Annotated in this window: 36 protein-coding genes and 3 pseudogenes; 7 read left to right on the forward strand and 32 right to left on the reverse strand. The window is 59.6% G+C overall.

The genetic code is table 11. The features are described from left to right. Nucleotides 1–3: 3 nt before the first annotated feature. The 14 genes and pseudogenes from QNJ43_RS27680 to QNJ43_RS24390 form a co-directional block, all read right to left on the reverse strand. Nucleotides 4–318 (reverse strand): ABC transporter permease subunit, encoded by a 315-nt coding sequence (locus QNJ43_RS27680; protein ID WP_346433111.1) that lies wholly within the window; start codon nt 316–318, stop codon nt 4–6. A gap of 3 nt (nt 319–321) precedes the next feature. Then, entirely contained in the window at nt 322–618 is a 297-nt protein-coding gene (locus QNJ43_RS27685) for a hypothetical protein (protein WP_346433112.1), read from the reverse strand. After that, nucleotides 611–1,729 (reverse strand): ABC transporter permease, encoded by a 1,119-nt coding sequence (locus QNJ43_RS27690; RefSeq protein ID WP_346433113.1) that lies wholly within the window; start codon nt 1,727–1,729, stop codon nt 611–613. Before QNJ43_RS27690 ends, QNJ43_RS27685 begins: the two co-directional genes overlap by 8 nt. 1 nt (nt 1,730) lies before the next feature. After that, on the reverse strand, nt 1,731–1,919 hold the full coding sequence (locus QNJ43_RS27695; protein WP_346433114.1) for a TOBE domain-containing protein: 189 nt from the start codon (nt 1,917–1,919) through the stop codon (nt 1,731–1,733). Between the two features lie 21 nt (nt 1,920–1,940). After that, nucleotides 1,941–2,438 (reverse strand): ABC transporter ATP-binding protein, encoded by a 498-nt coding sequence (locus QNJ43_RS27700; RefSeq protein WP_346433115.1) that lies wholly within the window; start codon nt 2,436–2,438, stop codon nt 1,941–1,943. A 79-nt stretch (nt 2,439–2,517) separates the two neighbouring features. Continuing rightward, the gene (locus tag QNJ43_RS27705; protein WP_346433116.1) at nt 2,518–2,820 is read right to left on the reverse strand and encodes an ATP-binding cassette domain-containing protein; all 303 of its coding nucleotides are present in this window, start codon (nt 2,818–2,820) and stop codon (nt 2,518–2,520) included. Nucleotides 2,821–2,897: 77 nt separating this feature from the next. Continuing rightward, nucleotides 2,898–3,938: pseudogene (locus QNJ43_RS24355) on the reverse strand (ABC transporter substrate-binding protein). 124 nt (nt 3,939–4,062) lie between these two features. After that, the gene (locus QNJ43_RS24360; protein WP_300474149.1) at nt 4,063–5,352 is read right to left on the reverse strand and encodes an FAD-dependent oxidoreductase; all 1,290 of its coding nucleotides are present in this window, start codon (nt 5,350–5,352) and stop codon (nt 4,063–4,065) included. A gap of 242 nt (nt 5,353–5,594) precedes the next feature. After that, nucleotides 5,595–5,744, reverse strand: a complete 150-nt coding sequence (locus QNJ43_RS24365) for a hypothetical protein (protein WP_300474151.1) — start codon at nt 5,742–5,744, stop codon at nt 5,595–5,597. Further along, nucleotides 5,745–6,707 carry an enolase C-terminal domain-like protein gene (locus QNJ43_RS24370; protein WP_300474154.1) on the reverse strand — a complete coding sequence of 321 codons (963 nt, stop codon included), beginning with the start codon at nt 6,705–6,707 and terminating at the stop codon, nt 5,745–5,747. Nucleotides 6,708–6,987: 280 nt separating this feature from the next. Beyond that, nucleotides 6,988–7,236 carry a hypothetical protein gene (locus tag QNJ43_RS24375; RefSeq protein WP_300474157.1) on the reverse strand — a complete coding sequence of 83 codons (249 nt, stop codon included), beginning with the start codon at nt 7,234–7,236 and terminating at the stop codon, nt 6,988–6,990. A 35-nt stretch (nt 7,237–7,271) separates the two neighbouring features. Then, nucleotides 7,272–7,574 (reverse strand): aminotransferase class I/II-fold pyridoxal phosphate-dependent enzyme, encoded by a 303-nt coding sequence (locus tag QNJ43_RS24380; protein ID WP_300474159.1) that lies wholly within the window; start codon nt 7,572–7,574, stop codon nt 7,272–7,274. Between the two features lie 36 nt (nt 7,575–7,610). Beyond that, nucleotides 7,611–7,808, reverse strand: a complete 198-nt coding sequence (locus tag QNJ43_RS24385; protein ID WP_300474162.1) for a hypothetical protein — start codon at nt 7,806–7,808, stop codon at nt 7,611–7,613. Beyond that, nucleotides 7,777–8,478 (reverse strand): GntR family transcriptional regulator, encoded by a 702-nt coding sequence (locus QNJ43_RS24390; protein WP_300474165.1) that lies wholly within the window; start codon nt 8,476–8,478, stop codon nt 7,777–7,779. Before QNJ43_RS24390 ends, QNJ43_RS24385 begins: the two co-directional genes overlap by 32 nt. Nucleotides 8,479–8,589: 111 nt before the next feature. Here QNJ43_RS24390 and QNJ43_RS24395 point away from each other — a divergent pair, with 111 nt between their 5' ends. From QNJ43_RS24395 to QNJ43_RS24405, 3 genes and pseudogenes are all read left to right on the forward strand, one after another. Continuing rightward, nucleotides 8,590–9,606: a mandelate racemase/muconate lactonizing enzyme family protein gene (locus QNJ43_RS24395; RefSeq protein WP_300474167.1), complete on the forward strand. Its 1,017-nt coding sequence runs from the start codon at nt 8,590–8,592 to the stop codon at nt 9,604–9,606. A gap of 142 nt (nt 9,607–9,748) precedes the next feature. Further along, nucleotides 9,749–10,750 (forward strand): annotated as a pseudogene (locus tag QNJ43_RS24400) (aldehyde dehydrogenase family protein); the annotation flags it as partial. A gap of 106 nt (nt 10,751–10,856) precedes the next feature. Continuing rightward, nucleotides 10,857–11,129 carry an aldehyde dehydrogenase family protein gene (locus tag QNJ43_RS24405; RefSeq protein ID WP_300474170.1) on the forward strand — a complete coding sequence of 91 codons (273 nt, stop codon included), beginning with the start codon at nt 10,857–10,859 and terminating at the stop codon, nt 11,127–11,129. A 226-nt stretch (nt 11,130–11,355) separates the two neighbouring features. On the opposite strand, the gene QNJ43_RS24410 is transcribed toward QNJ43_RS24405, so the two are convergent. From QNJ43_RS24410 to QNJ43_RS24435, 6 genes are all read right to left on the reverse strand, one after another. Next, nucleotides 11,356–12,084, reverse strand: a complete 729-nt coding sequence (locus QNJ43_RS24410) for an autotransporter outer membrane beta-barrel domain-containing protein (RefSeq protein ID WP_300474172.1) — start codon at nt 12,082–12,084, stop codon at nt 11,356–11,358. Further along, a complete protein-coding gene (locus QNJ43_RS24415; RefSeq protein WP_300474174.1) occupies nt 11,990–12,448 on the reverse strand; it encodes a hypothetical protein in 459 nt (152 codons plus the stop codon). Before QNJ43_RS24415 ends, QNJ43_RS24410 begins: the two co-directional genes overlap by 95 nt. Beyond that, the gene (locus tag QNJ43_RS24420) at nt 12,414–13,505 is read right to left on the reverse strand and encodes a hypothetical protein (protein WP_300474176.1); all 1,092 of its coding nucleotides are present in this window, start codon (nt 13,503–13,505) and stop codon (nt 12,414–12,416) included. The genes QNJ43_RS24415 and QNJ43_RS24420 overlap by 35 nt, the downstream gene beginning before the upstream one ends. Nucleotides 13,506–13,585: 80 nt before the next feature. Continuing rightward, nucleotides 13,586–14,344, reverse strand: coding sequence for a hypothetical protein (locus tag QNJ43_RS24425; RefSeq protein WP_300474179.1), 759 nt, complete (start codon nt 14,342–14,344; stop codon nt 13,586–13,588). Further along, entirely contained in the window at nt 14,296–14,904 is a 609-nt protein-coding gene (locus QNJ43_RS24430; protein ID WP_300474182.1) for a hypothetical protein, read from the reverse strand. The genes QNJ43_RS24425 and QNJ43_RS24430 overlap by 49 nt, the downstream gene beginning before the upstream one ends. Continuing rightward, complete coding sequence (locus tag QNJ43_RS24435; RefSeq protein WP_300474186.1) at nt 14,855–16,147, reverse strand: hypothetical protein; 1,293 nt, start codon at nt 16,145–16,147, stop codon at nt 14,855–14,857. Before QNJ43_RS24435 ends, QNJ43_RS24430 begins: the two co-directional genes overlap by 50 nt. Before the next feature lie 218 nt (nt 16,148–16,365). On the opposite strand from QNJ43_RS24435, the pseudogene QNJ43_RS24440 reads away from it, so the two are divergent. Beyond that, a pseudogene (locus tag QNJ43_RS24440) lies at nt 16,366–17,493 on the forward strand (TIGR03032 family protein). Nucleotides 17,494–17,514: 21 nt separating this feature from the next. On the opposite strand, the gene QNJ43_RS24445 reads toward QNJ43_RS24440, so the two are convergent. Both QNJ43_RS24445 and QNJ43_RS24450 read right to left on the reverse strand, forming a co-directional pair. Beyond that, a complete protein-coding gene (locus QNJ43_RS24445) occupies nt 17,515–17,643 on the reverse strand; it encodes a hypothetical protein (RefSeq protein ID WP_300474189.1) in 129 nt (42 codons plus the stop codon). A 6-nt stretch (nt 17,644–17,649) separates the two neighbouring features. Next, on the reverse strand, nt 17,650–17,985 hold the full coding sequence (locus tag QNJ43_RS24450) for a hypothetical protein (protein ID WP_300474192.1): 336 nt from the start codon (nt 17,983–17,985) through the stop codon (nt 17,650–17,652). Nucleotides 17,986–18,435: 450 nt separating this feature from the next. Here QNJ43_RS24450 and QNJ43_RS24455 point away from each other — a divergent pair, with 450 nt between their 5' ends. Further along, nucleotides 18,436–19,074, forward strand: coding sequence for a GntR family transcriptional regulator (locus QNJ43_RS24455; protein WP_300474195.1), 639 nt, complete (start codon nt 18,436–18,438; stop codon nt 19,072–19,074). Nucleotides 19,075–19,228: 154 nt separating this feature from the next. Here the strand turns inward: QNJ43_RS24455 and QNJ43_RS24460 are convergent, their stop codons facing one another. From QNJ43_RS24460 to QNJ43_RS24490, 7 genes are all read right to left on the reverse strand, one after another. Continuing rightward, on the reverse strand, nt 19,229–19,642 hold the full coding sequence (locus QNJ43_RS24460) for a hypothetical protein (protein WP_300474197.1): 414 nt from the start codon (nt 19,640–19,642) through the stop codon (nt 19,229–19,231). 247 nt (nt 19,643–19,889) lie between these two features. Then, nucleotides 19,890–20,633, reverse strand: coding sequence for an amino acid ABC transporter ATP-binding protein (locus QNJ43_RS24465; protein ID WP_300474200.1), 744 nt, complete (start codon nt 20,631–20,633; stop codon nt 19,890–19,892). Between the two features lie 158 nt (nt 20,634–20,791). Continuing rightward, complete coding sequence (locus QNJ43_RS24470; RefSeq protein ID WP_300474202.1) at nt 20,792–20,974, reverse strand: hypothetical protein; 183 nt, start codon at nt 20,972–20,974, stop codon at nt 20,792–20,794. A 38-nt stretch (nt 20,975–21,012) separates the two neighbouring features. After that, nucleotides 21,013–21,390: a hypothetical protein gene (locus QNJ43_RS24475; protein ID WP_300474205.1), complete on the reverse strand. Its 378-nt coding sequence runs from the start codon at nt 21,388–21,390 to the stop codon at nt 21,013–21,015. Beyond that, complete coding sequence (locus QNJ43_RS24480; RefSeq protein ID WP_300474208.1) at nt 21,357–21,833, reverse strand: hypothetical protein; 477 nt, start codon at nt 21,831–21,833, stop codon at nt 21,357–21,359. Before QNJ43_RS24480 ends, QNJ43_RS24475 begins: the two co-directional genes overlap by 34 nt. Nucleotides 21,834–22,127: 294 nt before the next feature. Then, on the reverse strand, nt 22,128–22,919 hold the full coding sequence (locus QNJ43_RS24485) for an ABC transporter permease subunit (protein ID WP_300474211.1): 792 nt from the start codon (nt 22,917–22,919) through the stop codon (nt 22,128–22,130). Nucleotides 22,920–23,037: 118 nt separating this feature from the next. Next, nucleotides 23,038–23,346 carry an ABC transporter permease subunit gene (locus tag QNJ43_RS24490; protein WP_300474213.1) on the reverse strand — a complete coding sequence of 103 codons (309 nt, stop codon included), beginning with the start codon at nt 23,344–23,346 and terminating at the stop codon, nt 23,038–23,040. Between QNJ43_RS24490 and QNJ43_RS24495 the strand changes: the two genes are divergently transcribed. Together QNJ43_RS24495 and QNJ43_RS24500 are read left to right on the forward strand one after the other, a co-directional pair. Further along, nucleotides 23,339–23,551 carry a hypothetical protein gene (locus tag QNJ43_RS24495; protein WP_300474216.1) on the forward strand — a complete coding sequence of 71 codons (213 nt, stop codon included), beginning with the start codon at nt 23,339–23,341 and terminating at the stop codon, nt 23,549–23,551. The two genes, QNJ43_RS24490 and QNJ43_RS24495, sit on opposite strands and share 8 nt — an antisense overlap. 201 nt (nt 23,552–23,752) lie before the next feature. Next, complete coding sequence (locus QNJ43_RS24500) at nt 23,753–24,148, forward strand: hypothetical protein (protein ID WP_300474218.1); 396 nt, start codon at nt 23,753–23,755, stop codon at nt 24,146–24,148. A gap of 444 nt (nt 24,149–24,592) precedes the next feature. On the opposite strand, the gene QNJ43_RS24505 is transcribed toward QNJ43_RS24500, so the two are convergent. Genes QNJ43_RS24505 through QNJ43_RS24515 form a run of 3 tightly spaced genes read right to left on the reverse strand, consistent with a single transcriptional unit; the run spans nt 24,593 to nt 26,058 of the window. Then, entirely contained in the window at nt 24,593–25,078 is a 486-nt protein-coding gene (locus tag QNJ43_RS24505; protein ID WP_300474221.1) for an HlyD family efflux transporter periplasmic adaptor subunit, read from the reverse strand. Between the two features lie 24 nt (nt 25,079–25,102). After that, on the reverse strand, nt 25,103–25,786 hold the full coding sequence (locus QNJ43_RS24510) for a biotin/lipoyl-binding protein (protein WP_300474223.1): 684 nt from the start codon (nt 25,784–25,786) through the stop codon (nt 25,103–25,105). Between the two features lie 50 nt (nt 25,787–25,836). Next, nucleotides 25,837–26,058, reverse strand: coding sequence for a hypothetical protein (locus QNJ43_RS24515; protein ID WP_300474225.1), 222 nt, complete (start codon nt 26,056–26,058; stop codon nt 25,837–25,839). Nucleotides 26,059–26,065: the final 7 nt, after the last annotated feature.

Genomic DNA, 26,065 nt, shown 5'->3' on the forward strand with positions numbered 1-26,065 from the left:
GGCTCAACCCTTTGGCGCCTTCTGCTGACCGAAGACCTGAGCCAGGACCATCATGGTGGTGGTGACGCAGATCATGATGGTCGAGATGGAGGCGATCGTCGGATCGATCTGATCGCGCAACGCATTGAACATGTTGCGCGTGAGGATCGGGTTGTCCCCGCTCGAGACGAACATGGCCACGACCACCTCATCGAACGAGGTCAGGAACGACAGGAGTGAGGCGGTAACCACTGCAAAGCGGATCTGCGGCAGGGTGATCGTCAGGAAGGTCTTCCAGCGCGGCGCGCCCAGGCTGCGGGCCGCATTCTCCTGGCTCATGTCCTAGCTCTTCAGCGCGGAGCCGATCACGATCACCACCAGAGGCAGCGCCAGGATCGTATGGGCCATGACCAGCCCGCCGACCGTGTAGAGGATACCGATCTGCGCATAGACATAGAACACGCCGATCGCCACGGGAACCAAGGGCACCATCATCGGCGTGATGAGCAGCAGGAAAGTAATTCGAACGAGACGGATCTTCGACGCATGCAGCCCGTAAGCCGCAAGTACCCCGAGCGGCGTTGCCACGATCATCGTCAGAAAAGCCGTCTTCAGCGACGTCCGGGTGCGTTCATCCATTCGGTTGAGGTGAAATAGTTCTCATACCAGCGCAGAGACCAGGTTTCGGGCGGAAACTTCCAGGTACTGGTTGTCGGAAAAGGACATGGGCACGACGACCAACGTCGGGATCACCAGAAGCGTCATGATGATCACGGCGACGACATAGAGCCAGAGGCGCTGACCGTGTGTGATCTGGGTTTCGGTGGTAGGTTTCTTGAGCCAATCGAGCATCAGTGCCTCCTCCCACGATCTGATCAAGCTTCAGTAAGCGGGATGCCACCCACAGGATCAGGAAGGTCATGGCCAGAAGCACCACGCCCATGGCGCTTGCCGCGCCCCAACTGACGAAGAGCTCGATGTTGGACACGATCTTCATCGAGACCATGATGACCTTGCCGCCGCCGAGAACAGCCGGGGTGACGAAGAATCCCAGGCACAGAATGAAGACCATCAGCGTCCTGGCAAAGAGGCCCGGCAGCGTCAGCGGGAAGAAGACATCCCAGAAGGCGCGCCGCGGATTGGCGCCGAGGTTGGCCGCAGCCTTTACGTAGTCCTTTTCGATGGCCTTCATGGATCCGTATAACGGCAGGATCAGGAAGGGCGGCATGATGTGCACCATGCCGATCAGCGTGCCGGTCATGTTATGAACCATCTTGATCGGTTCATCCCACAGACCCAGCGAGATCGCCCAGTTGTTGATGAGCCCCTGCTTTTGCAGCAGCACGAGCCACGCATAGGTTCGCACCAGAAGCGATGTCCAGAACGGTAGTAGCACCGTGATCATGCACAGATTGGCGAGCCGAGAGGGCAGTTGCGACAGGAAATAGGCCAGCGGATAGCCGATCAGGATGCAGAGCCCCGTGGTCAGGACGCTCACCTCGAACGTCGTGCGGAAGATCCGAATGTAGGAGCTGCGCTTTATCATGCGTTGGTAGTTCTCAAGAGAGAACTGGCCGTCACTGCCGAGGAACAAAACGTAGAAAAGCCAGCCGACAGGAACGACCAGAATGACGAGAACCGTGAGAACTGCCGGCGAACTCAGGCCGAAGAGCTTTATGCGTTCCAGTTTCTCGTCGAGCCGCAGGTCGGACACGTTCGTCCTGTCCGAATAATCGTGAACTGCCGCCATCTCAGGCCTCGCTTCCGTCGATGAGGACGGTGTCCTCCGGAGCCAGGGTCAGGGTGACCGTATCGCCCACATTCGGCAGGGCGGAGAGGCTCGCGCCGCGAACCCCACCGCGAAGCGCGATCAATGTTCCGTCCTTGAGGCGCGCGTGCAGCAGGTAGCTGTCGCCCTGATAGACGACCTCGACCGCCATGGCCGTGAAGTTGTTGGCGCCCTATCTCGGACCATCGGGAGACAGAACGATCCGCTCCGGCCGCACCATGAGACTCAGCTGCGGCGTATCCGGCAGGGTCTCCGTGAATTTCAGAGCCATCCCGTCATAGGAAACGTCATTTCTGTTCCGGGAAACGGTCAGGAAGGTCGATTCCCCGATGAAGTCCGCAACGAAGCGATTTGCCGGGCGCTCATAAAGCTCGCGCGGCGTGGCGAGCTGCATGATGCGGCCCTTGTTCACGACGGCGATCCGGTCGGACATGGTCAGCGCCTCGCGCTGATTATGGGTCACGTAGACCGTTGTCATGCCGAGCTTTTCATGCAGGTGACGCAATTCGATCTGCATCTGGTCGCGCAGTTTCTTGTCGAGGGCCGAAAGTGGTTCGTCCATCAACAGAATGCGCGGCTCGAAAACGATGGAACGGGCGAGCGCCATGCGCTGCTTTTGACCGCCGGACAACCGGCTGATGCGCCGGTCGCCGTACCCGCCCAGCTGCACGGTTCCCAGCGCCTGTTCGACACGTTCGGCGATTTCGCGCTTGGCGAGTTTTCTAAGCTTCAGCGGATAAGCGACGTTTTCAGCAACAAGTCATATGGGGAAAGAGTGCGTAGCTCTGGAAGGTCATTCCAAGATCGCGCAAATGGGGAGGCGTGCGGATGACTTCGCGATCACCGAATTTCAGACTGCCGCAGTCGGGTCGGGTGAAGCCCGCGATCACCATCAGCAACGTGGTCTTGCCGGATCCGGACGGCTCCAGAAGGGTTATAAATTCGCCGCTTTTGACTTCCAGCGAAACGTCATCAAGCGCATGAACTGCGCCATAAGTCTTCGCGACACCCTTGATCGAAATCGGTAATGCATCTCTTTCGTGCGACCGCACAGTGCTACTCCTGAGAAAACGTACAAAGAACTGGCGGGCACCCGTCCGCGCCCGCCAGGTTGGCATCAGGAGACGGATTATTCGGTCAGCATTTCCTGATACATTTCAGAGGTGATGATCTCCCACTTGGCGTACCACTCCAGAGAAATGGGCAGCTGCACGGCGGCGTTGTCAGGAGAAGACGGAAGTCCGGTGGCGACGTCTTGCGAGATCTCACCGGTCTCATAGGCCGTCTTGTTGGTCGGGCCGTAGGTAATGTACTTCGGCAGATCGTCCTGATACTCGGGCTTTGAAATCTCGCCCAGGAACTTCATCGCGAGGTCCTTGTTCGGAGCCCCTTTCGGAATGGCGAAGCAGTCATAGTCGAGCAGCGCTTGATTGAAGGAATAGGCCACTTTCGCGCCATCCTTCTTGGCGTTGTCGAAACGGCCGTTCCAACCGGTGGTCATGTCGACTTCGCCGTTTTTCATGAGCTAAGCCTGCTGCGCGCCGGAGGTCCAGAACACATCGATGTGCGGACGCAATTCGCGGATCTTGTTCAAGGCGCGCTCGATGCCTTTTTCCGAGCTCAGGACCTTGTAAACGTCTTCCGGAGCCACGCCGTCCGCCATGAGGGCTGGTTCAAGAGCACCGGCGATCTTGTTGCGGTAGGCGTGCTTGCCGGGAAACTTCTCCACATCCCAGAAATCGGCCCAGCTCTTCGGTCCATTCTCGCCGTATGTATCGGTGTTCCAGGCATAGACCGTCGAGAAGACATCCCCGCCGACACAATATTTCGAATAGAGATTGGGGTAGAAGGTCGAGACATCGATCACGTCGTAGTCGAGTTCCTCCAGCAGACCTTCCGCACCTGCGTGCGCCACCGAACCGGAACCGCTGGCCACGATATCGAGCGTGACCTGGCCCGTGGAGACCTGCAGCTTGACGTCGGACATGCCGCCGTAGGTTTCCTGCTTGACCGTGATGCCCATCGCCTTTTCGGCGAGCTCGAACAGGGCCTTGCTCTGCGCTTCCTGAAAGGGACCGCCCCAGGACGCGACGGTTACCTTATCCGTCTGGGCAATCGCAGTCGTGGCAAAGAATGCCGCCACTATCGTGAATGTCTTCTCGAATTTCATGTAATAGTCCTCCTGTCAGGTGTTCGCCGCCTGGAATGCGACATACGGTCAAGGTGCTGTTCTCACTGGATCGACCACGCCCGGCGGTTATTCAGTATCTCGCCCGGGCTGCCGCGCTCTTCCATTAGCGCGTGTCAGCCCAGCGGTAGTAGGAAACCGCGGCCGGCAGGAACCACGGCTTGCCGGTGTAAAAGAGCTGTGTTGGATGAGGGATGCCGTCGAAGGCCGTCGCGCCCTCGGGCAGTCCGAGCACCTTCTGCCCCGTCCGCACGCCGAGATAGGACGCCATGGACGCCCCGGATCCGCAATAACCGAGGGAATAATGGATGCCGTCATGCACGCCGGTATGCGCCAATTCATCGAAGCTGTAGGCCACCGTGCCGCTCCAGGCATGGGAGAGACCGTAGCCTTCAAGCTGCGGAAAGATCCGGCACATGTGCTTATAGAGATGCGGCGCGGCCTCGACCGGGTCGCATTCGGCCGCCAGCACCCGGCCGCCAAAGACAATGCGCTTCCGATCCGGCGTCGCCCGGTAGTAGTAGAGCACCTTGCAGGTATCGCTCGCGATACGGTCGGTCGGGAACAACTCGTCAACGACCTCCGCGGGAAGCTCTTCAGTCGCGATGACATAGCTGCCGATCGGGATGACGCGTTTGCGAAGCCGCGGATTGACATTGGTCGTGTAGCCGTTGGTCGCGACGATGACGTTTTCGGCCTCCACGATCCCCTTGTGGGTGTGAACGCGGAAACCCTTTCCAAGCTTTTCAATGCGCGTTGCCGGGCATTTCCCGATCACCGTCGCACCTGCAGACAGCGCTATGTGGAGAAATTCACGCAGCATCTTTGCCGGATGAACGGATGAATGCCTGGTGAAGATCACACCGCCGAAATAGGAGCCCGACCCGAGCTCTGTCCGTTGGTCTTCGCGGGGAACGGCAAAGCTCTCGATCCCTTCCCGGAGCTTCATGAGCTCCGCGTCCCGCACCAGGGTCTCATAGTGCTCGGGCGTATGTGCGGCATGGAAGCGACCGCATTGATGGAAGTCGCAGTCGATTTCCTCACGCGCGACGAAATCGGCAAGCCAATTCAGCGCGGACACGCCTTCGCCCCGGATCGCACGCGCCTTTTCCAGACCGAATTTCTTGGCAAGTTTTTCAAGGGTGGGCTTGACGCTGGTACTGACCTGGCCACCGTTACGGCTGCTGCAACTGTAGCCCGGATCTTCGGCATCGATGATCACGGTGGATCGCCCACCGCGTGCCAGAGTAATTCCGGCACTTAGGCCGGTGTATCTGGCGCCGATGATGACGACATCGGCCTGGCGCGGCAGATCTTCCGGCAACTCGGGTGCGTCCGCCAGGTGGTCGTGCCACAGGGGAACACGACTAATTTCGTTGAAGTTCATGACCGCCATTCAGCTCCCCACAAAATGCGCCAACAAAAACGGACGCACCGAGCACCGCGAGTATCAAGCTAAAGGAGCATTGGACTAGAGGTCATATCCAATTTGACAAATGTTCTAGATCAATTTGCTCCCGGCGGGATCGTCGCATTTTATTATTTCATATAGAAAAAATACTTTGCGACACCAGAAGAACTTCCGCACCGCCATCAAGATAGACTGGCAAGAGCCTTGGGCATCCAATGGACCTCACGCTAGCTCGCCTTGAAGAAGCATTTTCCGTATTTCTCAAGCTGCCGGTGGTCGATTTCAAAACCGAGCCCCGAGGCTTGCGGCATGTGGAACCAGCCCTTATCGTGCATGAAGGGCTCCTTGATGATCGCGTCGCGCCCCTCCGGGTTCATTCAGCGGATATTCGAACACCATGTCCTTCGCAAACCGCTGGCCGCAAAGACATGCGCATTGATGATGAAGCCGAAGCCGTTGATCCATGTGTGGGATGAGAAGTCGACGCCTTCTTTCTTGCACAGCCTGGCGACATCCAGGCACTGCTTGACCCCACCGGCGAACATCGCGTCCAGCTGATATATGTTGTAGCAACGCATCTTGGTCAAGCGCTTGAGTTCCGGATACCCGAGGACGTGCAACCCGCCGCCGGCGATGGGAACACGCGAATAGGCGGTCAATTTCGCCATTTCCTCATGCCAGTCGCCGAACAGGGGTTCTTCCACCCAAGCCAGCCCCACATCGGCCGCTGCATCCGCAAACCGCTTGGCACGATCGAGGGACCAGAGGGGCGCATCGCTGAGCGCCGTCAGACGAAACGCCTGATTGCAGTCGACCGCGATTTTCATCCGGCCCTGCATGTGGGTCGCCACATCGGAGATGTGCTCGATGTCGACCTTCTCGTTCCAATCGTGAACGCGGATCTTCATCGTGTCGAAGCCGTCCGCGAAGCGCGCTTCCGCCTCTTCCAGGCGTGCGCCTGTATCCCTCAACTCACCGGACGACGCATAGAGGCGCAGGCGATTGTCGCTTCCGCCCAGAAGCTTGTAGAGCGGCAATCCGGCATTCTTGGCATTGATGTCCCAGAACGCCGGTTCCAGCCACCAGTTGAAGTTGCCGCCAACCGCCATGATGTGAATGCGTTCGGAGAGCTTTTCGATGTCCTCGGGATCCTGCCCCCAGGAAAACAGATCCGCCACCGTATGACCGATGCCGACACGCTCCCTGCCCGATCTCGTAAAGCCACTCCAGCCTTCGATACCGTCATTAGTGATGAAGCGAACCAGATAGAATGAGACGATCGTCCGCGTCAGGCCGGGTATCCACGAGGGGGAGAATGGGGCCGGGAGAGGCGCATTCACGTGGTACAACTCAACACGATCAATCACTTGCATTGCTTATCCCCTCAACGGATTTCTTGTTGCCCGGCCGAATGGGCTGACCGACTTGATTTTGGACCGAGGCCGCTGCGGTTTAGGGCAAGTCATCCAGGCCAATTCATTCTGTTCCGCCCGAAGAAAAAGCCCACCCCCAGCCTCAATCCCTCGCCGAACTCCGCCCAAGGCCGAGACCGATTACGCTTGTCACATTGAAGGCTAGAGGAGCATTGGACTGGGCTTTATATCCAATGCAATAAAACGATCAGACCAATTGGGGGCAGAGTGCCGGAAGCTGCCGGATAACTTCGATTCCGTTTCGAATATCGTCGGGAGAGGCGCAGCCGAAACCGAGGACGAGGCCCTTCTGCCTGATCGGCTCCAGACAATAGCGGCTGAGCGAAGCCAGGCGGACGTTCTTCTCCCGCGCCTGCTCCACGACTGCGCTTTCATCGATACCGTTGGACAGAAAGGCCGGCGTGTGAAAGCCGCCGGATGTTTCCTGAACATCCATGGCCCCTCGCAGAAGGTCTACCGCTCCATCAAGGCCTAATAGCGGGCCTTGTACATGCGGCGCATGACGCGGATGTGGGTGGAGAAATGTGCTTCATCCATGAAATCAGCCACGATGGCCTGGGTGATCATCGGCGGTCCGCTCACCCAGGACATGAAATACCGGTCGAAAGCGTCGACCAGATGGTCCGGAACCACCATGAAGCCCAGGCGGAGTGACGGGAAGAGAGATTTCGAGAAGGTGCCGACGTAGAAGACCCGCTGCCCGGCATCGATGCTCAGGAGGGCCGGTTGAGGGGCGTTTTCGAAATAGAACTCGCCGTCATAGTCATCCTCCACGACAAAGGCTTGCGCCTCCTCCGCGGCCTTCAGCAGTTAAAAACGGCGGCTCAGGGACATGACATGCCCGAGAGGTTGCTGATGCGACGGGGTGACGAAAGCCAGCCGGAAATGTGGGGCTTTTTCAAGACCGTCGCGCACGACCAGCCCCTCCCCGTCGACGAAGATCGGAACCAGTTCCGCGCCTTCCGACAGAAGAGCGTTACGCGCACCGGAAGCTCCCGGATTTTCCATCCAAACCCGGTCCCGGGGATTCAGGAGCAAGCGTCCGATCAGCGAAAAGGCATGTTGTGCTCCCGACGTTATGAAGATCTGATCGGGATCGCATCGACCCCCCCTTCAAGGCACTCAGGTGGGATGCAACCGCCCGTCTCAGGGGCTGGTTTCCTTTTGGCTGACCGTAGCCCATCACCATGCTGCGCTCGCCCCGGAAATGGTGCTCTGCGATCCGCAACCAGTGCGCCATCGGGAAGGCATCGAGCGCGGGCAACGCGGTAACGAAAGCCCGCGCCTCATGGGGCAACCAGGAGTGGGCGGCATAATCCTTTTCCGCATGACTGATGGTGTAGGAAAACCGGGCCTTCGCGCTTTTCCCCGCACCGGCGGGCATCGTGACCGCGTGCGGCCGCTGGCGTTCCAGAATGTCACTAACGAAGGTGTCAGAGCCGACCTTTGAGACCAGCATGCCTTCCGCAACGAGCCGATCTATGGCGTCGATCACGGTTATCCGGGAGACGCCGATATCCTGCGCAAGCGTGCGCGTCGCCGGTAATCTCTGGCCCGCAGACAACCGCCCGGACAGGATGATTTCGCGAAGCTTCTGATAAAGCTGAACGCTGACGCTCTTTGTCGAATTGCGATCAAGCGCGATGGCGGAAAAGAGGATCCCGGCTGCCTGTTTCATCTCCGCCTCTGAATTGGTCTATGGAATTTGCCGCAATGGACATGTTGTGCAGACCATTAATAGCACAGTCTGAAAGCGTTCTTTGCAAGATGAAAATCCGGTGCGCTTCCGATGAAGATCCAGACGATTGAAACTTTCACTAATGAATTCATTTGCTTCGTACGGGTTACCGTTGATGACGGATCGACCGGTTGGGGACAAGTCGCCCCTTACGTTCTGGGTTGGGACTGCCGGGATATCGACGAAATTCTCGATATCGTGCGCGACAAGGAACACAAGTTTCCCGGCGCCTATCTTCGCCGCGCCATGGGCGGGGTCGATACCGCGCTCTGGGAAATGATCGGCAAGGTCGAGGGAAAGCCGGTTTACGAATTGATCGGGGGTACTCCCGGTACATTCCGCGCCTATGCATCTTCCATGAAGCGCGACATCACCCCGGATGATGAAGCCCGACGCTTCGTGCGGCTGCGCGACGAGAAGGGTTTCGATGCCTTCAAGTTCCGCATCGGAGCGGAAGTCGGCCGCAACCAAGACGAATGGCCGGGTCGCACGGAGGAAATCATTCCCCTGATCCGCAAGACGCTCGGCGACGATGTCGAGCTGCTGGTCGATGCGAATTCCTGCTATTCGCCGGACAAGGCCATCGAGGTCGGTAAGATTCTGATCGACAACGGCGTTTCCCGCTATGAGGAGCCCTGCCCCTACTGGGAATTCAAACAGACCAAACAGGTTACCGAAGCCCTCGATATCGACGTGACAGGCGGCGAACAGGACTGCATGCTGGCCAACTGGAAGGGCATGATCGACGGCCGGATTGTCGATGCCCTCCAGCCCGACGTCTGCTATCTCGGCGGCATTGCCCGCACGCTGCGCGTGGCGAAAATGGCCGAGGCCGCTGGCATGCCCATAACTCCGCATGCGGCCAACCTCTCCATGGTCACAATCTTCACGATGCATCTCCTGCGCGCCATTCCCAATGCCGGGAAGTATCTGGAGTTTTCAATCGAGGGGCTCGACTACTACCCGTGGCAGGACCAGCTTTTCCTGAACGATCCGTATGAAATCGTGGATGGCAAGGCCACGGTCACCGACGCTCCCGGCTGGGGCATCGAGATCAACCCGGAGTGACTTGCAAAGCCCGCCTATCAAATCAGCACACGGAATTCCTGAAATGATGATCCACGACATCCTCGCCGGCAAACCCGTCACCGGATTGACCACCGGCCACTATATTTCCGGACGGTTCACCGAGGGCAAAGGCGCGTCGATGATGGAAAGCTTCGACCCCGGCCGAGGCGAGGTTTTTGCGCAGTTCACCAATGGCACCGCGGAGGACGTGGACGCCGCCGCGGAGGCTGCTGTACTGGCCTTCCGGAATGTCTGGCGCGAGACACCACCTGCCGAACGCGGCCGTATCCTCCAGAAGACCGCTCAGCTTATTCGCGAAAATTCAGAACGCCTGGCAATCGTCGAGAGCCTCGACAGCGGCAAGCCGCTAAGCGAAGCCCGCGGCGATGTGGGCGGGGCCGCGCGGGCTTTCGAATATTATGCCGGTTCCTGCGACAAGCTTCAGGGCGACACCTTCCCCCTGCCACGGGGATATCTGGGCTACAGCATCTACGAACCGGTCGGGGGCACGGCCCATATCGTTCCCTGGAATTTCCCGATCTCGACCACGGCTCGCAGTTTCGCGCCCGCTTTGGCCGCCGGATGCACGGTCGTCGCCAAACCAGCGGAACAGACGCCCTTCACCGCGCTCCTTCTGGCAGAACTTCTCTCGGAAGCGGGCCTGCCGGACGGGGTCTGCAATGTCATCACCGGCACGGGTGCAGCCGTCGGAGCACCCCTCATGATTAACAAGGACGTGGATCAGATCACATTCACCGGCTCTGTCGCCACGGGCCAGAAGGTCATGCGATCGGCGGCCGACAATGTGACCCGGGTTGTTCTTGAACTTGGCGGCAAGTCCCCGGCAGTTGTACTCGCGGACTGCGACTTCGAGCAGACAATGAACAGCGTTCTGGGCGCCATTTTCGAGCATGCCGGACAGATCTGCTCCGCCGGATCGCGCCTCGTCATCGAACGCGCTCTGCACGATCGCTTCGTGGCGGAACTGATCAGATGCACCGGGAAACTCAGCCTCGAGCACGGTCTCATGGATCCGAATTTCGGGCCTGTGAATTCCCCCGAGCAGCTGAGCAAGATCGCCGGTTTCATCGACCGGGCCCGGGCGCGCGGTGCGGAGATCCTGACCGGCGGTGCAATCACCACCGATCCGGAAACCGGCAAGGGTTGGTTCTATGAACCGACCATCGTCGCCAACTGCCCCCTGCAACAACGAACTGGTACAGAAAGAGATCTTCGTCCCAGTCCTTACCGTGCAGATCGCCGAGGACGCCGAAAACACCCTGACGCTCGCCAACGACTGCCAATACGGCCTCGTCGCCGGCGTGTTCACCAAGGACGTCGACAAGGCGCTTTCCATGGCCCGCGATATCGACGTCGGACAGATCTTCATCAACGGGTATTTCGCAGGTGGCGTCGAAGTTCCCTTCGGCGGCAACAAGCTCTCCGGCGTTGGTCGGGAAAAGGGTTTGGAAGGCCTGAAAAGTTACTGCAAGGTCAAGAGCGTGGTCGCCAAGATCAGCTAACGACGAGGAACATTCAGCTCCTCATAGAACGGGAGCTCTCGTTCACCACGTTCGACAAACATCGGAACCCCATTGGGCTGCTCCCCCTCCCCCTGACGGAACATCGTTGCGCTCATGCCGCATTCGGCGACTCACGCCAACACCAACGTCTCCACGTCGATCCCTGCGATTACGAGCGAAGCGCGCGATTGCACGCCTCGCCCTTTTCGCAATTGCTACCGCACGCCTAGAACCGGGTCGTTAGCCGTGAGTTGAGGCTCTGGTCGATTGCATCCTCACCGAATTCGCCGCGATAGGTGAGAGCCAGATTGGCGGCGTCATCGAGCCGGAAGCCGGTGCCCGCTTTCGCCAGCGCGGTATCCGTATCGATCGGCGTGCCGGAAACCGTGAAGGCCGAACCACCGTCTGCAAAGCGTGAGGTCACTTCCGGCGTGACATCGCCGAAGGTGTGGCGCCAGCCGAGCGTGCCGGAGAAGGTCACGATCGAACCGCTGTCGAAGGCGACTTCCTTCGCCGCGCGCACGCCCAGTGTGGTGACGCCCAGCGTCTGAGAACCGTCGCCAACCGTCAGCGTGGCCGTGCCGCCCGTCTCGGTGAAGCCGCCGTTTTCTTGATGCACCACGGCAAGGCCGGCAAACGGCTCGATCAGCACGGAGCGTGTGTCGAAGGCGTAAGCCGACTTCCGTGAAGGCCTGGTAGGTTGAGAGGCGTCATAGTTCGCATCGAGGGTCTCGGTGAAGCCCGGGAAGACCACGCGGCGCTCGGTATCGACCGCATGGTAGGTGTAGGTCGCGCCCACCTGCAGGCGGAACTGGCCGAAAGCCCGCGCGCCATAGGCACCGATGGTGAAGCTGTCGGCATCAGTATCGGAGTTGAGCGCATCGACCGAGGCGTGGGTATGGCCGAAGCCGGCCAGAAGACCCGCCTTCCAGCCCGCGGGGGCCTCGGTCTCCAAGTCCGACGAAGAGCCCGCCCGAGGCGTTGTCCTGATCGGCGGAGTTGCCGTCACCGTCGACCCGGTCGATCGAGCCGTAGGCCTGCGCCCAAGCGAGAAGCCCCGTCGGCATGCCGGGCTCGGCCTCACCGTTCAGCGCGATCATCGCCATGTTGTTGGTGGCGATACCGTCAAAGGCGTTTGAGATCCGGGTTCCGACCACGTTGCGCGCGAACGAACTCGTTCCCACCAGCGTGCTCTGGAAGGAGGCCTGGCTTTCGCCGGAGAGCTGTTCGAAGGCGGTGCAGGCATCGCCCTCGTTCAGAGTGAGCACCGCGTCGAAGAGCGCGTTACCTGCTTCCAGGCTCTCCACAGTCCCCGCCACCGTCTTCTGGTTCGGAGTTGCTGCGACATCGGCGAAAGCGGCGTCCTGGGTCAGCGTCACGTAGATGGTGTTGGCATCCGAGGTTTGCTCCACGCCGAGGAAGGCGAAATCCTCCTCCACCGTGCCGAACTCGTTGCTGACACTGGTGGCGGTGGGTCAGCACGGCAAACGGCGTATCCAAGTCTTGCGCGATCGCATCCCCGGCCACGACTTCCAGCGCCGTGTCCGCGTCAATGGTCGCAGCCCCCGTGCTGTCGAGGAACTCCGAGGAGGAAAGATCCACGAGATAGGTGGAGCCTGCATCGAAGGTAAGATCGCCTGTGGTGCCGGAACCGGTCAGCACCGCGCCGGACTGGACGTTCACGAGGCTCGTCGTCACGCCACCGAAGTTCAGCGTACCGGCTGCAACGGTGAAGTCACCGGAATTGGTGATGTTGCCGCTGAGTGTCCAGGTCCCCGTGTCCGTCTTGGTGATCGAAGCGAAGCCCTCGATGTCGGCGGAGAACGTGCCCGAGCCAGTCCCGTTAAAGGTCAGATCCGTGGTACTGGTATTGTTCGTTTGCGCAAAAAGGTCACCGATCACGGTCGCCGCCGTGCCGATCGTCAGTGAGTTTGTTGAACCGTCACGGGTATCGAAATCGACGGCTCTGGCGTCCGTTCCCGTCGCCTGCACCGTGCCACCGCTGAGCGTGACGGTCGTGCTGCCTCCGGTCTCGCCAGCTATCTGGTAGACCTCGATGGCGTAGGCTCGGTTGCCATCTGCTGTGACAGTTCCGCCGGATATCGTAACGGTCGACGTTCCTTCGTCCGATCCGAGGTAGCTCACAATACCTTTGCTATAATTCCCGCTCGCGGCAACCGAACCACCGCTGATCGTGACCGTTCCGGTGCTGGTCGCATTGCCGACCCGATTGCGAATGGCTACGGTGTTCGTGCCGGTAACTTCAACCGTTCCACCGGTCACGTCGACGGTCGCGGCCCCGTTGGCACCATTGATGTAGGTGGCAATGCCATCGTCCGTTGCGCTGACAGAGCCGTCGCTGATCGTGACTGCCACGGTACCGCCGTCGCCCTGCGCCAGCGCGTAGACGCCGGTTGTTTCGTTTCCGGCTGCCGTTATCGCACCGCCAGTGATCGTTACCGTTGCCGAGCACCCATCCCCGATCGCCCTGGCGCGAACGGCTTTGGCTCCACTGCCCCAGTTATCTCAACCGTGCCGCCGTTGATATTCACCGAGGCATCGCCTTCGGAAGAGCGAACCTCAACACCTTGGGCATTCGATCCGTCTGCCGTGACCGTTCCGCCGTTGAGCGTCACGGTCGCATCTCCTGACGAACCGGCATAAACCGCATACCGCTTGCTGCTCTCCGTGTGCACGAGATCGACCGAGCCGCCTGAAATGGTCACCGAGGCCGTGCCACCCCTGTCCTGCGCCACGGCGATGACAGTATTGGCACTGGTGCTCGTGACTGAGCCGCCGGTCAGCGTGACCGTTGCCGTGCCGTCGGTGCCCGCAGCTTCGGCGAAAACATCGAAGGATCCGTAGGTCGTGACCGAACCGCCGCTGACATTGACCGTCGCGACCGAGTTCGCACCATTGGCATAAGCCTGGGCGCCGCCGGAGGCAAGCTCGTAGGTCTTGAGTGTACCGCCGGTGACATTCACCGTCGCCCGGGCACCGGTGCCTGTGGCGCTGGCGATGGCAGCCTCGGCGAAATCGTCGTAGGTGGTGATTGCCGCGTTGCCCCCGGTATTGATGGTGGCGCTGGAGTTTTCACTGGCAGCGAGGGCGTATGCGCCTTCGGCGGAGTCATCCGTCGTGACGATCGTTGCATTACCGCCGACCGTCACCGTCGCGCTGCCATTGGTGCCGTCGGCCACGGCTTCGGCGCCCATGCCTCCGAACCATTCGTCGTGATCGAAGCGCTGCCATTGACCGTCACGGTCGCGACGCCGTTGCTGCCGTCGGCATAGGCATGGGCGCCGAAATCGCGGTTGCCGTTGGTCGAGATCGTTCCGCCGCTGATGGTGATGCCGACTTCGGTATCGACACCGTAGGCGACGGCTTCCGTTGCCGCAGACCGGTAACCGGAGGTCGTGGTCGTGCTGCCGGTGACAGTCACTGTCAACGCCCCACCGTCATTGTCGGTGTAGGAAAAGGTGCCGCGCGCGGACGCACCGGTCGTGTTGATCGCGCCACCGCTGACGGTAACCGCGGCGGTGCCGTTCACGCCTTCGGCAAAGGAGATCGCGCCATGAGCATAGCTGCCCGCGGTATCGATCGTGCCGCCCTCGATGACGATTGCAGCATCGCCGTACTGGCTATAGGCGCGCGCGCCATCGCTCGCGTAGCCATCCGTCGAGATTGCGGCCGTGCCGCCGATCGTCACTGTCGCGGAAGATCCTTCACCGTAGGCGAACGCATCCGCGCCGTCGGCATTCGTCCCAATCGGCATTCGTCCCATAAGTCACAATCGTGCCGCCATTGACGATGGTCGTCGCGGTGCTGTTCGCCCCCGACACATACGAGATGGCACCATGGGAATAGTTGTCGCCATAGGTCTTGATCGTGCTGCCGCTGATTGTCACCGTGGCCGTGCCGTCGGCGTTATCTGCCAGGGCATAGGCCCCGATGGCACCGTCACCGGAGATCGTGCCGCCGTTGACAGTCACGACGGCCACGAGATCCTTGACGTCGTCATTGGACTGCGTGGAGGTTTGGACACCATGAGAATAGTTGCCCCCGGTGACGATATCAGCCGTTCCGCTCACAGTTACGGAAGCGATGATGCCACCACCGTCAGCGTTGTCGATGCCGACTGAACTTACGCCTGCGGTCGTGACACTTCCGCCGCTGATATTGACGGTTGCCGCACCACTGTAGTCTTCGATGTTCCGTGCGGTGTTTCCACCGGCAGACAAGCCCTGCGTGGAAATCGATCCCCCCGTAACGTTTACGGTCGTATTGTGACCGTAAACATCTATACCACCGGTGCCGTTGTCCAATATCTGCACCGTTGCGGTGCCGCCTATGGTGACCGTGGCAGTTCTATCGTCCGCGCCCACCTTGATCGCGTCGCTGTTTTCTCCACTCGCGACGATCGAGCCGCCGGTCATTGTCAGCGTGTTGTCCCCGTCGCCAGCGACGAGGACGCCGTTCGGCACGAATCCGTCTATGGTTATCGAACCGCTGTTGATCGTGACCGTGTTGCCACCACCACGGATCTCGACGGCAGACGAGCGATAGCCGTCGGAGTCGATCGTGCCGCCGTCGAGGGTGAACGTGTTGTTGTCGCCATTGGCCTCGATTCCGTTGACACGGTTTCCCGACGTCGTGACGGTGGCATTGCCATTGACGGTGACGGTGCTGTCGCTACTGAGGGTGATTGCCGTATTCGCCCCCGTATCCAGCTCGGTCGCCGTCGTGCTGTCACCGATGTTGATGGTGACGTCGGTGGCGCCCGTTTCCGCCACGATCGGACCGGTCAGGCCCGTACCAGTACAGTCGACCGTGGCGCTCGTCTGCGGCGCTGTTGCCGAGCCGGCTCCGGAGATGACGCAGGCAGCATCGGCCGGGGCGAAGGGCCCCAACCACACCCCAAAACCAACGAGGGCGGTCGTCCCCAGCGCCAATGCGCGCAGGCGGAGGGCAGACGCCGAGCGGAACTGTCGGTTTGCGTCGAGGCAGGTCAGAGGCATATGGGATTTCCCGAATCTCGGATAAGGCATCGATTGAAACATATCGTAGTATTAACATTAGTAAAATTAATTAAAGTTAGTAGTCGCCTTTTTTAGTAGTACCTGTATACAGTATTTTCAATGTCGTTGCGTCCGTGCAACATTTTTCGATGCGGCGATGCATTATATGTTATCTTAAGTGCTCGTTATTCGATCATATCGTGTAAAATGAATGTGTCATGCAGTCGTCCACCACGTCATCCTCATCTGCCTCTACGCCAATTATCGCAGGTGATGGGGTCGGCGCTCCGCAACAGAATCCGTTTCACGCCACGTTCTCGTCCGATTTTGCGGCCTGGATGACGGCCTATGACCTGTCGCTCGGCTTCACGACCTACACGGCGGGAAAGGTCGTTCTGCTCGGCCCCGGGCGATCCGGTTCCATCGCCGTGAGCGAACGAAATTTCGGACAGGCCATGGCGCTGCGGGCTACGGAGAACGGCTTCTATCTCTTCACCCGCTATCAGGTCTGGCGTTTCGAGAACGGTCTCGATGTGGGCGCCAGCTTCGATGGCTAGGACAAGCTCTACATGCCGAGGCGCTGCGACGTGACCGGCGGGGTCGATGTCCACGACATTCACATCGACCGCGATGGACGTCTGCTGGTAGCCGTGACGCTCTACAACTGCCTTGCGGAGCTTGACGGACGCGGGAGCTTTTCTCCTGTCTGGCGCCCCTCCTTTGTCGATGCGATCGTCAACGAGGACCGCTGCCACTTCAACGGCTTCTGTCTGGAGGACGGTGAGGTCGCCTATGCGACGATGATTAGTGAGAGCAACGTGGCCGGTGGCTGGCGCGAGACTCGCGCCGATGGGGGCATGGTCATCGATATGCGCGACGACAGCGTGCTGGTCGGCGGGCTCGCCATGCCCCACACCCCGCGCCTTCATCGCGGCGAGCTTTATGTACTGGAGGCGGGGTCCGGCTGGCTCGGCCGCGTTGACCGCGCAAGCGGCCGGTTCGAGCGGATCGTCTGGTGCCCGGGCTTCCTGCACGGACTGAACTTCGTCGGCGACTATGCCGTGGTCGGCCTCTCCAAGCCCCGCAACCAAGTCTTTTCCGACTTGCCGCTCGACGGTGAGCTGGAGCAACGCGGTGTGGAGCCGGAATGCGCAGTCTACGTCATCCGGCTTTCCGACAGCGCGATCTGCCACAAGCTGACGATTACCGGCTCCGTGGAGGAGATCTACGACATCGCGATTCTTCCCGGCACGCGCCAACCATTCCTTGTCGGACTGGAGGGCGAGGAGATCGACAAGTTTGTCGCCATCGGCCCGAACCGCAGCTCCCAACCGGCGGCTCCGTAGGCGGCCGCTTCGTGACGCGGCTTACTGGGCGTTGAGATAGGCCAGTTGCACGTCGATCTCCAGCGCATCAGGGTGTATTATGCGGCGCACCTCGCGCAGCGCATCCCCCGGCATCATGCCCAGATGCACCAGCAGGCAGGCCGCCATCATGCCGCTTCAGCCAATGCCCGCCAGGCAATAGAAAGCAATGCTGTCGCCGACGTCGAGAACTTGCCAGGCGTGATCGCGGATCTCCTTCCAATGCGGCTCCTGCTCGGCTGTCGTGGCCTGAAAATCCGCGATGGGAAGTCGAACCGAGTGCAGGCCGAACACCTCCGCCACTTCCGCAATATCTTCAAAGGCAATCGGATGAATTTCCTCGTCCTCGATCAAGGCGATGAGTGTTTTGACGTTGTGTTGATGCAGGCGGCTCATTTCCTCGCTGAGCGCTTCTTCATCGAGATTTAGATTGCCGTTCCCCTCGATGACCAGTCCCGGCGTGCCGCTGAGCACGATTCTCGCCGAAGTGTTGATCGGGCTTTCCAATAGTACTATTGGTTGAATTGTCTTTTTGTGCATTACTCGTCTTTAATGAATAAAAATGATATCAGGATGAACCGTTACGAACATATTGTTCTTCGAACAAATTAAAACGACAGACTGAATGCGGGATGTCATCTCGAATCGCTCCGGATTTTCTGCGCCCAATTGGTGCGACCTGGGCGTGGAGATAAAGGTCTATACTTGACCTTGAGGCACCTGTAATCAGGAAGGTTCGCCGCGGGAGGCACCTCAACTGCGTTTCTTTTTGACCCACTGCAGAGAGGTTATTCTATTCTTGTCCGTTTTTATGCTACCTGCTGGCAGCGGGCCGCTCCGTCGTTTGTAGGTCGCCGGTCGTCCTGTCCGGTGCACTTCACTGCAAAACAACGTAACGAAGAAGAATAAATCGAAAGAGCATCCATGCGTGAAAAAACTCGCGTTGATACGATCTACCAGACACTCCGCGACCGCATCTGCCTCGGTCAGTATCAGCCCGGCGATGTTTTTCACGAGACCGACCTCGGGCAGGAGTTTCAGGTCAGCCGCACCCCGATCCGTCAAGTCCTTCAAAGGCTCGCCTTCGAGAAGCTGGCGGTCGTGCGGACCGGCGTCGGAACGATCGTGGAGGATTTCACCGAGGCGGATGCCCGCAATTACCTGGAAATCCACGCCCGCATTCTGGAAACCATCACGGAACTGGAGCTCTTCCGGCCCGCAACGGATCAGCATGAACTGCTCGCGAACCTGCAGGTGCGCGCCTCCATGCTGTCGGGAACACCGGATGCGGAGCAGATCTGGACATTTCTCAAGGCAATACAGAGCCTGACCGATCAATTCCTCATCGACGACACGCTGCGCCACATAAACGAATTGCTGTTCTACCGGGCGTCGCGCGCGCTGATGGCAGGGGTGTGCCATTCGCCCGACCAGGCCGCGGCGGTCATTCGCGACAATGTCCCCAGTCTGATCGCGGCCCTGGAAAAGTCGGACTACTCGGCGTTCTTCATCGCGCTTCGCGATCTCTGCCGTGCCTACAAGTCGCTTGCCGAGGGCAACTGACGCTCCACCGCGCGCAGATGTTCAGGCTCCTCGAAACGCGAGGAGCCCCCTCGCCCGCCCGCTCCGGCCTCTTTTAAAGCTGGGCCTGCAAGGGCGGCGATTGTGGCGCTGCTGGAGGAAGGCTTCCTGCTCCACGGTCTCGATCGCTTCAGGATCATGGGCCTTGCGGATGAACGCGATCGCATCGACAGCGCTCAGACCGTAGGTCATGGCCAGACATGCCGCGATGGTGCCCGTTCTTCCGAGCCCAACCATACAATGGATCGCAACGGGATTTCCGCGCGATATGGTCGCGCACCGCAGCAAGAGCCTCCGCCAGTTCCTGGGCATGCTCTTCGCCCGGAGGCCGCATGTCGGGAATGGCGATCGACCGCCAGTCGATATCGTTTGCGGACAGGACTTCACGGAAGCGAACCTTGCCAAGCGTCAGTTCCCCCTCGCACACGCAGGAGATCAGCATCCGGACGTTCGCATCCTTGAGATGCTGCAGGTCTTCTTGAAGAAAGGCGAGGGTCGCGACCTTGTTGCCGGGCGAAAACCGGACACTGGGACAAGACTGGAGAACCATCTGCAGATCCGTGCCCTACAACCAAACTTTGCTGAAACGCGACGGCAAAGGAACGATTGACATTTTCGGGCACTCCGGCTCTTGGAATTCCTATATACTTGTATATTTTATTTGACTCAAGTTGGAATGACAGCAATGTGACACTCAGCTGCTGATACGGCAGGGATGTGTGCAAAAGATGTCACTTCCGCACTGCGCAAGGTCGCCTCAGGCATTTGCGCCCCATCCGCCTGTCGCGCGGCGTGGATCAATGCATGAAAACTTGATCGAGGAACTTGCGGGTGCGGGGCGAGTGCGGTCTGTCGAAGAACCCGTCAGGCTCGTTGGCTTCGACGATCTCGCCTTCATCCATGAAGATGACCCGATCCGCCACGCGCCGGGCAAAGCCCATCTCGTGGGTCACGCAGACCATGGTGATATCGTCGTCAGCCAGCTCGATCATGACATCCAGCACTTCCTTGCTTATTTCCGGATCAAGCGCCGAGGTCGGCTCATCGAACAGGATGACTTTTGGCCCCATGCAAAGTGTACGGGCAATGGCAACGCGCTGCTGCTGACCGCCCGAGATCTGATGCGGATATTTCGCCGTCTGATCCGCAATATGTACTCGGTTCAGGAAATGCATCGCCAGTTGCTCCGCCTGCCGCTTCGGGTACTTGCGCACCCAAATCGGGGCGAGCGTGCAATTCTTCAGCACGCTCAGATGCGGATAGAGATTGAATTGCGGGAACACCATGCTCGTCTCCTGCCGGACACGCGCGAGGGACCGGGCGTCGTCGTTCAGTTCGATCCCCGAGACTTCGACCCGTCCGCGCTCATGGCGTTCGAGACGGTTCATGCAGCGCAGAAGCGTCGACTTGCTCGATCCTGAGGGGCCGCAAATGACCACGCGCTCGCCCGACCGAGTCGTCAGCGAGATGTTTCGCAGAGCGTGGTAGTTGCCGTACCACTTATCCAGATCCGTGATCCGGATCATGGGATGTACCGTCATGGGTCATGTTCCTGGAGGCACGTTGCATGAGGTCAACGGCACGCTTGGCGCCGTCGGCGTTTGCCGGGATTTCAGGAACAGAAGGCCGTCGCCGGCACCGGTTCGGGACTTTGGGAGGCGAAGCACGGGCTTCGATGACCTTCTGCTCCCCGGGGTGTTCAGCGAATGGGCTGCGGGTGCATCAACCCACCGTCGACGTAGAGCGCATTGGCCGTACCGGTGCGATCCAGCCCGTAAGTGGACTCCGCGCCAAGGTTGCGATCATAGACCTTGCCGTAATTGCCGACCTGCTTGATGATCTTGTAGGACCAGTCGCTCGCCAGCCCAATCTGCGAGGCCATTTCACCGGCAGCAGAATCCGCGCTGAACAACCGCTGGACTACCTTCGGCTGATTGGCGAGGTCCGCCATACCTGATCGATATTGCCGGAATTCACGCCCATCGCCTCGGCGTTGAGCATGACCTGGAAGGCCCAGTAAACGGCGGTTTCCAGTTCCGCATCTGGCTGGCTCAGAAGGGTCAGCGGTTCATTGAAGATCACCTCCGGCAGGATGGCATAGGCGACGGGATCCGGTGCTGGGAAGCGATCGGAATTGAGTGCGGTCCGGTCGCTCGCCATCACGTCGCATTTGCCGCTTAAGAACGCCTGCAGACGGACCGTCTTGTCGGCGATGTTCTCCACGCGATAGGAGATGTCGCGGTCGGAGAACCAGTCGGCGATGTTCAGAAGGGTGGTCGATCCCTCTTCGGCGCACACTGTCGCCCCGTTGAGTTCCTTGGCGCTCTCTTCACCCCGGGCGAACGTGGAACCATGAAGCCCTGCCCGTCATAGAAGGTCGTGACGACGAAACGCATGCCCGGATTTGCATCGCGGGTGCCGGTGCGCGTGATGCTGCGCGAGGCCATGTGCGCGCCCTTGGCGACGATCGTCTTCATGATGTCGGAAAAGCCGATGCCGCGGATATCGGCCTTTTCGGCATCGCCGAGAATGGCGGCTGCCGCCATACGGCAGAAATCGGTATTGAACCCGCGGAAGACACCTTCACTGTCCGGCCCGGAGAAGCCGGGGGAGTTGGTGTTCACCAGACAGACAAGTCTGTCATTCGTGCGGATATCACCCATCACGCTGCCGGCCGTGGCCGGAGTCGCGGCAAGGGCCATGAGGCCGCCCGCCGCAAGGATAGTGCGAAGAGGATACATCTGGAGCTCCAATATGCGTACGAGTTTTAGGAAGATCTTCTTTCCAACCATCTGCTGTAGGAGGAGAGGCACCAGCACGTGACGAGATACCAAGCTCCGACGAGCAAATATGCTTCCAGGCCGTAGTGCTGCCAGCCGGGATCACTGAAGGCCATCTTGACGGTGGCCATGTGTCGTGAATGCCGATGATCACGACGAGGGAGGTGTCCTTGTAGGCTCCCAGAACCGTGTTCATGATTTCCGGCATGACTTCCGCAGCGCCTGTGGCAGGACGACCAGACGGGCTTTCTGAACCTAGGAGAGCCCCTGACTGTTGGCGGCCTCGTACTGGCCGAGAGGCACCGGCTGGAGGCCACCGCGCACGGCTTCCGCGAAATAGGCGGAATGGAAGAACACCAGCGCAATCATCGTCGTCAGCAGCGGCAGAACGAAGAGCCCGAGAAACAGCACCATGATCATCGGCACGTCGCGCACCAGTTCGATATAGAGGATGGCGAAGGCGCGAATGGCGGGCAATTGCGACTGGTGTCGCGCGAGGGACAGCAGGATCCCAACCGGATAGGCGAAGATCAGCCCGAAGATGGCCAGCATCAGCAGGACGGGCAGACCGTTCCAGCGCTCCGGCTTAACGACCTCAAGCCCGAAATATCCGCCGGTCATCAAAACGTAAAACCCGACGCCGACCGCGCCCCAGAGCGCCACCAGCCGAGCATTGTGAAAGGACGGCAGCATGCTGATGCCGACGCCGCCGACCAGCAGAAGGCTGGCGGTAAACGGCCGCCATTGCGCCTCGAAGGGGTAGGTTACGAACAGGATCAGCCGGTGCTTTTCGACAACGAACGGCCAGCAAGTGCCGCGCGCCTCAGCACACGCATCGACCGTCGCCCATGGAGCGGCCGCCCCGATCACCAGCCAATCGAGTGCGAAGGCGATGAGAGCGCAGACGATCGCACCCAGGAACAGTGTTAGCGCCGTATCGCCCTTCGTGGCAAACAATTTCGACCTGATCTGCCGAACCAGCCCGTCACGAGGCGGGCGGGCTGCGATATCATCCGGGAATGGAATCTCTTCGGAGAGGACGCTCATGTCACATCGCCCTCGATGAAACGCGGACGTTGTAGACATTGACCGCCAGAGAGACCATCAGGCAGATCCCGAGATAGACGCACATGGTCAGCGACATCAGTTCGATCGGGCGGAAGGTCTAGTTGATCGACGTCGTCATGACCGAAACAAGATCGGAATAGCCAACGGCTAGCGCGATCGAGGTATTCTTGGTGATGTTGAGATACTGATGACCCATCGGCGGCACGATGATGCGTACGGCCTGCGGGTGCACGACCAGACGCATCATCTGCAGGAAGGTCAGGCCGGACGCTCTTGCCACCTCGAATTGCCCGGCTGGCACCGCCTCGATGGCCCCGCGCACCAGTTCCGCGACCTGCCCACCGTGATAGAGCGACAACGCAACCGCCAACACGAGGAACTGGATGGAAATCCGGTGGGTGACCACCCCTGAAATCGAAGCCCTTCAGTTCAGGATAGCTGACCGGAAAATCCGCCCAGCCCAACAGGGCGGATACGGCGATCACGGCGAGCGCGAAAAGCGTCACAGGCAAGAACACCCGATACCGGATGCCGGTGTGGTCCTGAATACGCCGAGCAAGCCTGCCCAGGACGACATTGCTCACAATCCAGATCGCGAAGACCGCGAATAACAGGCGCAGGCCGGAACCGGGCTCGATCGTGGGAAGGTAGATCGCCCGGTTTGAGACGAAGATGATCTCGAACAGCCCCCAGCTTTGGCGCACTGAGGGCAACGTGTTCACCGCAACAAGGAATAACGCCAGAAGGATCAAGAGCTTCGGCAGATTGCGCATTACCTCGATATAGACGAGCGCAACCCGGACACCGAGATAGTGATTGCTGGCGCGCAGCACCCCCATGACGATGCCGACGGCTGTCGCTCCAATGATGCAGACCAGCGAAAGAATGATCGTGTTGATCATCCCCGCCAGCGGCACGCGGGCGTAACTGCTTGTGGAGGAGACAACGATGGCGCTTTCGTTGATATCGAAACCGGCGTGGCTGTTGATCAAGCCGAACGAGACGGAGATCCCGGCGCGCGCAAGGTTGGGCTCGATATTCTGGACCACCGCTGCGCCGCCAATGACGAGCAAAAGCAGAAATCCAACCTGCCAAAGAAAGCTCGCCTTCGTCAATCTCCTCAGCATGGCCCCATCCTGCCCGAGGAATTTTCCGCTCAAAGCAATACACTTGTATATAAGTGTAGCTCAAATCTATTTTTTTTGTGAAAGCCAAGTCTTCTGCCGAAGAGAGAGGCTGACACGAGCGAGATCCAAACAGAAACTCAAGCCGGCTAAAGAGCATATTTCCCGGCGTGTCCGGTCCTATCTTCAGATGTTCGCAGATAAAAAACACCGCCGGAACATGCAGTTCGAACCAATTCTCAAATCGGTTTCTACCGATCCAACGGGGCGGCACGGCGGCCCGATTCTCGCGCTTTCGTCGATGATTTCACTGCAATATAAAAGCCAACACGCAGCGTCAGAATGAGATCGCCCGATAGAGGGTATCGGGATCATCGTCTCAAGCTTTCAAAACATGCATATGGCACGGGACGCAACGGAATAATCGGGAAACACGGTTTGACGAGAGGGCCGCAAACCCCCACCCCATCCCACGAAACTCGGTCCTGTTTGATCCGATTGGCGGAATGATCCGCCCCCACACAGGGTTTATCGTTCTCGGATCGCCTCGTCGCGATAGTGGAGCAGCGGCGACAGCAGGAAATCGATGACCCGGCGCCTGCCGGTTTTCATTCCCGCCGTCACCATCATGCCGGGCGTCAAAGGTTCAATCTCGCCGCCCACCTTGATCGCGTTTGCGTCCATCGCGATCCGCATCTCATAGGTCAGTCCGAGTTGCTCATTGCGAAGCGCATCGTTGGAGACGGTGAGAACCCGGCCCTTCACTGTGCCATAACGGGTGAAATCGAAAGCCTCGAATTTCAGTTCGACCTCTTCGCCCGCGGCAACGACGCCCTTGTCGCGGTTCAAAACCTGCGCGCGCACTTCCAGCCCGGCATCATCCGGCACAATTATCATCAGCGGGGTTGCGGGTTGCACCACCCCGCCGATGGTATTGACCGTCAGATTCTGAACCGTGCCCGAAACCGGCGCCCTCAGGGTTCGAAGTTCCTCGCGCTTCTCCGCCTTGCGCAACGCCGGTTCGGTGCGGGCGAAGATTTACCGCGCTTCCACGAGACGGACATAGGAGAGTTGCAGCGTATCGGCGAGGAGCCCTTCCATCTTGCGTTCGACGGACAGCATCTGGCTTTCCGCCTCTTCGATCTGATGAGCCTTGATAGACCGGTCGTGGGTGACGTCGATCAGTTGCGCCTTCACCTGCTGCCAAACGGATGTCGGCGTGTACCCCTGCTCCATCAGGTGGAGAATATTCGCCTCGCGCGAAACGACCAGCGGCCTCAACTCCTCAAGCTTCTCCACCTCGGCGCGAATTCTCGCGACGGAAGCCTTCTGCCGGGCATGCTCCGCCTTGAATGCGCCGAGTTGCGCCTTGAAGGAGGCAAGATCGCTGGCCAACCGGCTTTGGTGCATGGCGACGAGCGACGGGTCCAGATCGCCGATTTTAGAAGGCAGGATGAAGAGCTTGCCCTGAACCGCCTTGATATAGGCTTCCAGCCGCGCCGCGGTTATTGCCGCTTCATCGCGCTGCAGCTTGAACTGTTCGATATCCGCGGCGCTGTCGGTTGAATCGAGTTCCACCAGCACGTCACCGGCCTGCACATGCTGACCATCGGCCACGTGGATTGATCGCACCGTGCTGATTTCCTGCGCCTGAACCAGCTTCGTCCCGCCGATCGGCACGACGTGCCCCTGTGCGCTCACAACGATATCAACCTTGCTCATGTAGGCCCAAACGACAGCACCAGCTAAGGCGATCACGATGGTGAGGAGGATCAACCGCTCATAAGGGTTTGCGGGCGTGTCGAGGATCTCCAGTGCGGCAGGTATGAACTCCCGTTCGATCCCCCGAGCGCGCGCTTGCGGGCATCCTTCTTGCGCTTTTCAGGGGCCGGAGCCTGTTGCGGAGAAGCTTCGGATCGTGCCGATGCCGTGGGAGACGGTGGCACATCTTCTCCCTCCACCGTGATCACCTCATCGGCGGGCTTCTTCACCAATGGCACT

Source organism: Breoghania sp., from assembly GCF_030066895.1.
Taxonomy (GTDB): domain Bacteria; phylum Pseudomonadota; class Alphaproteobacteria; order Rhizobiales; family Stappiaceae; genus Breoghania.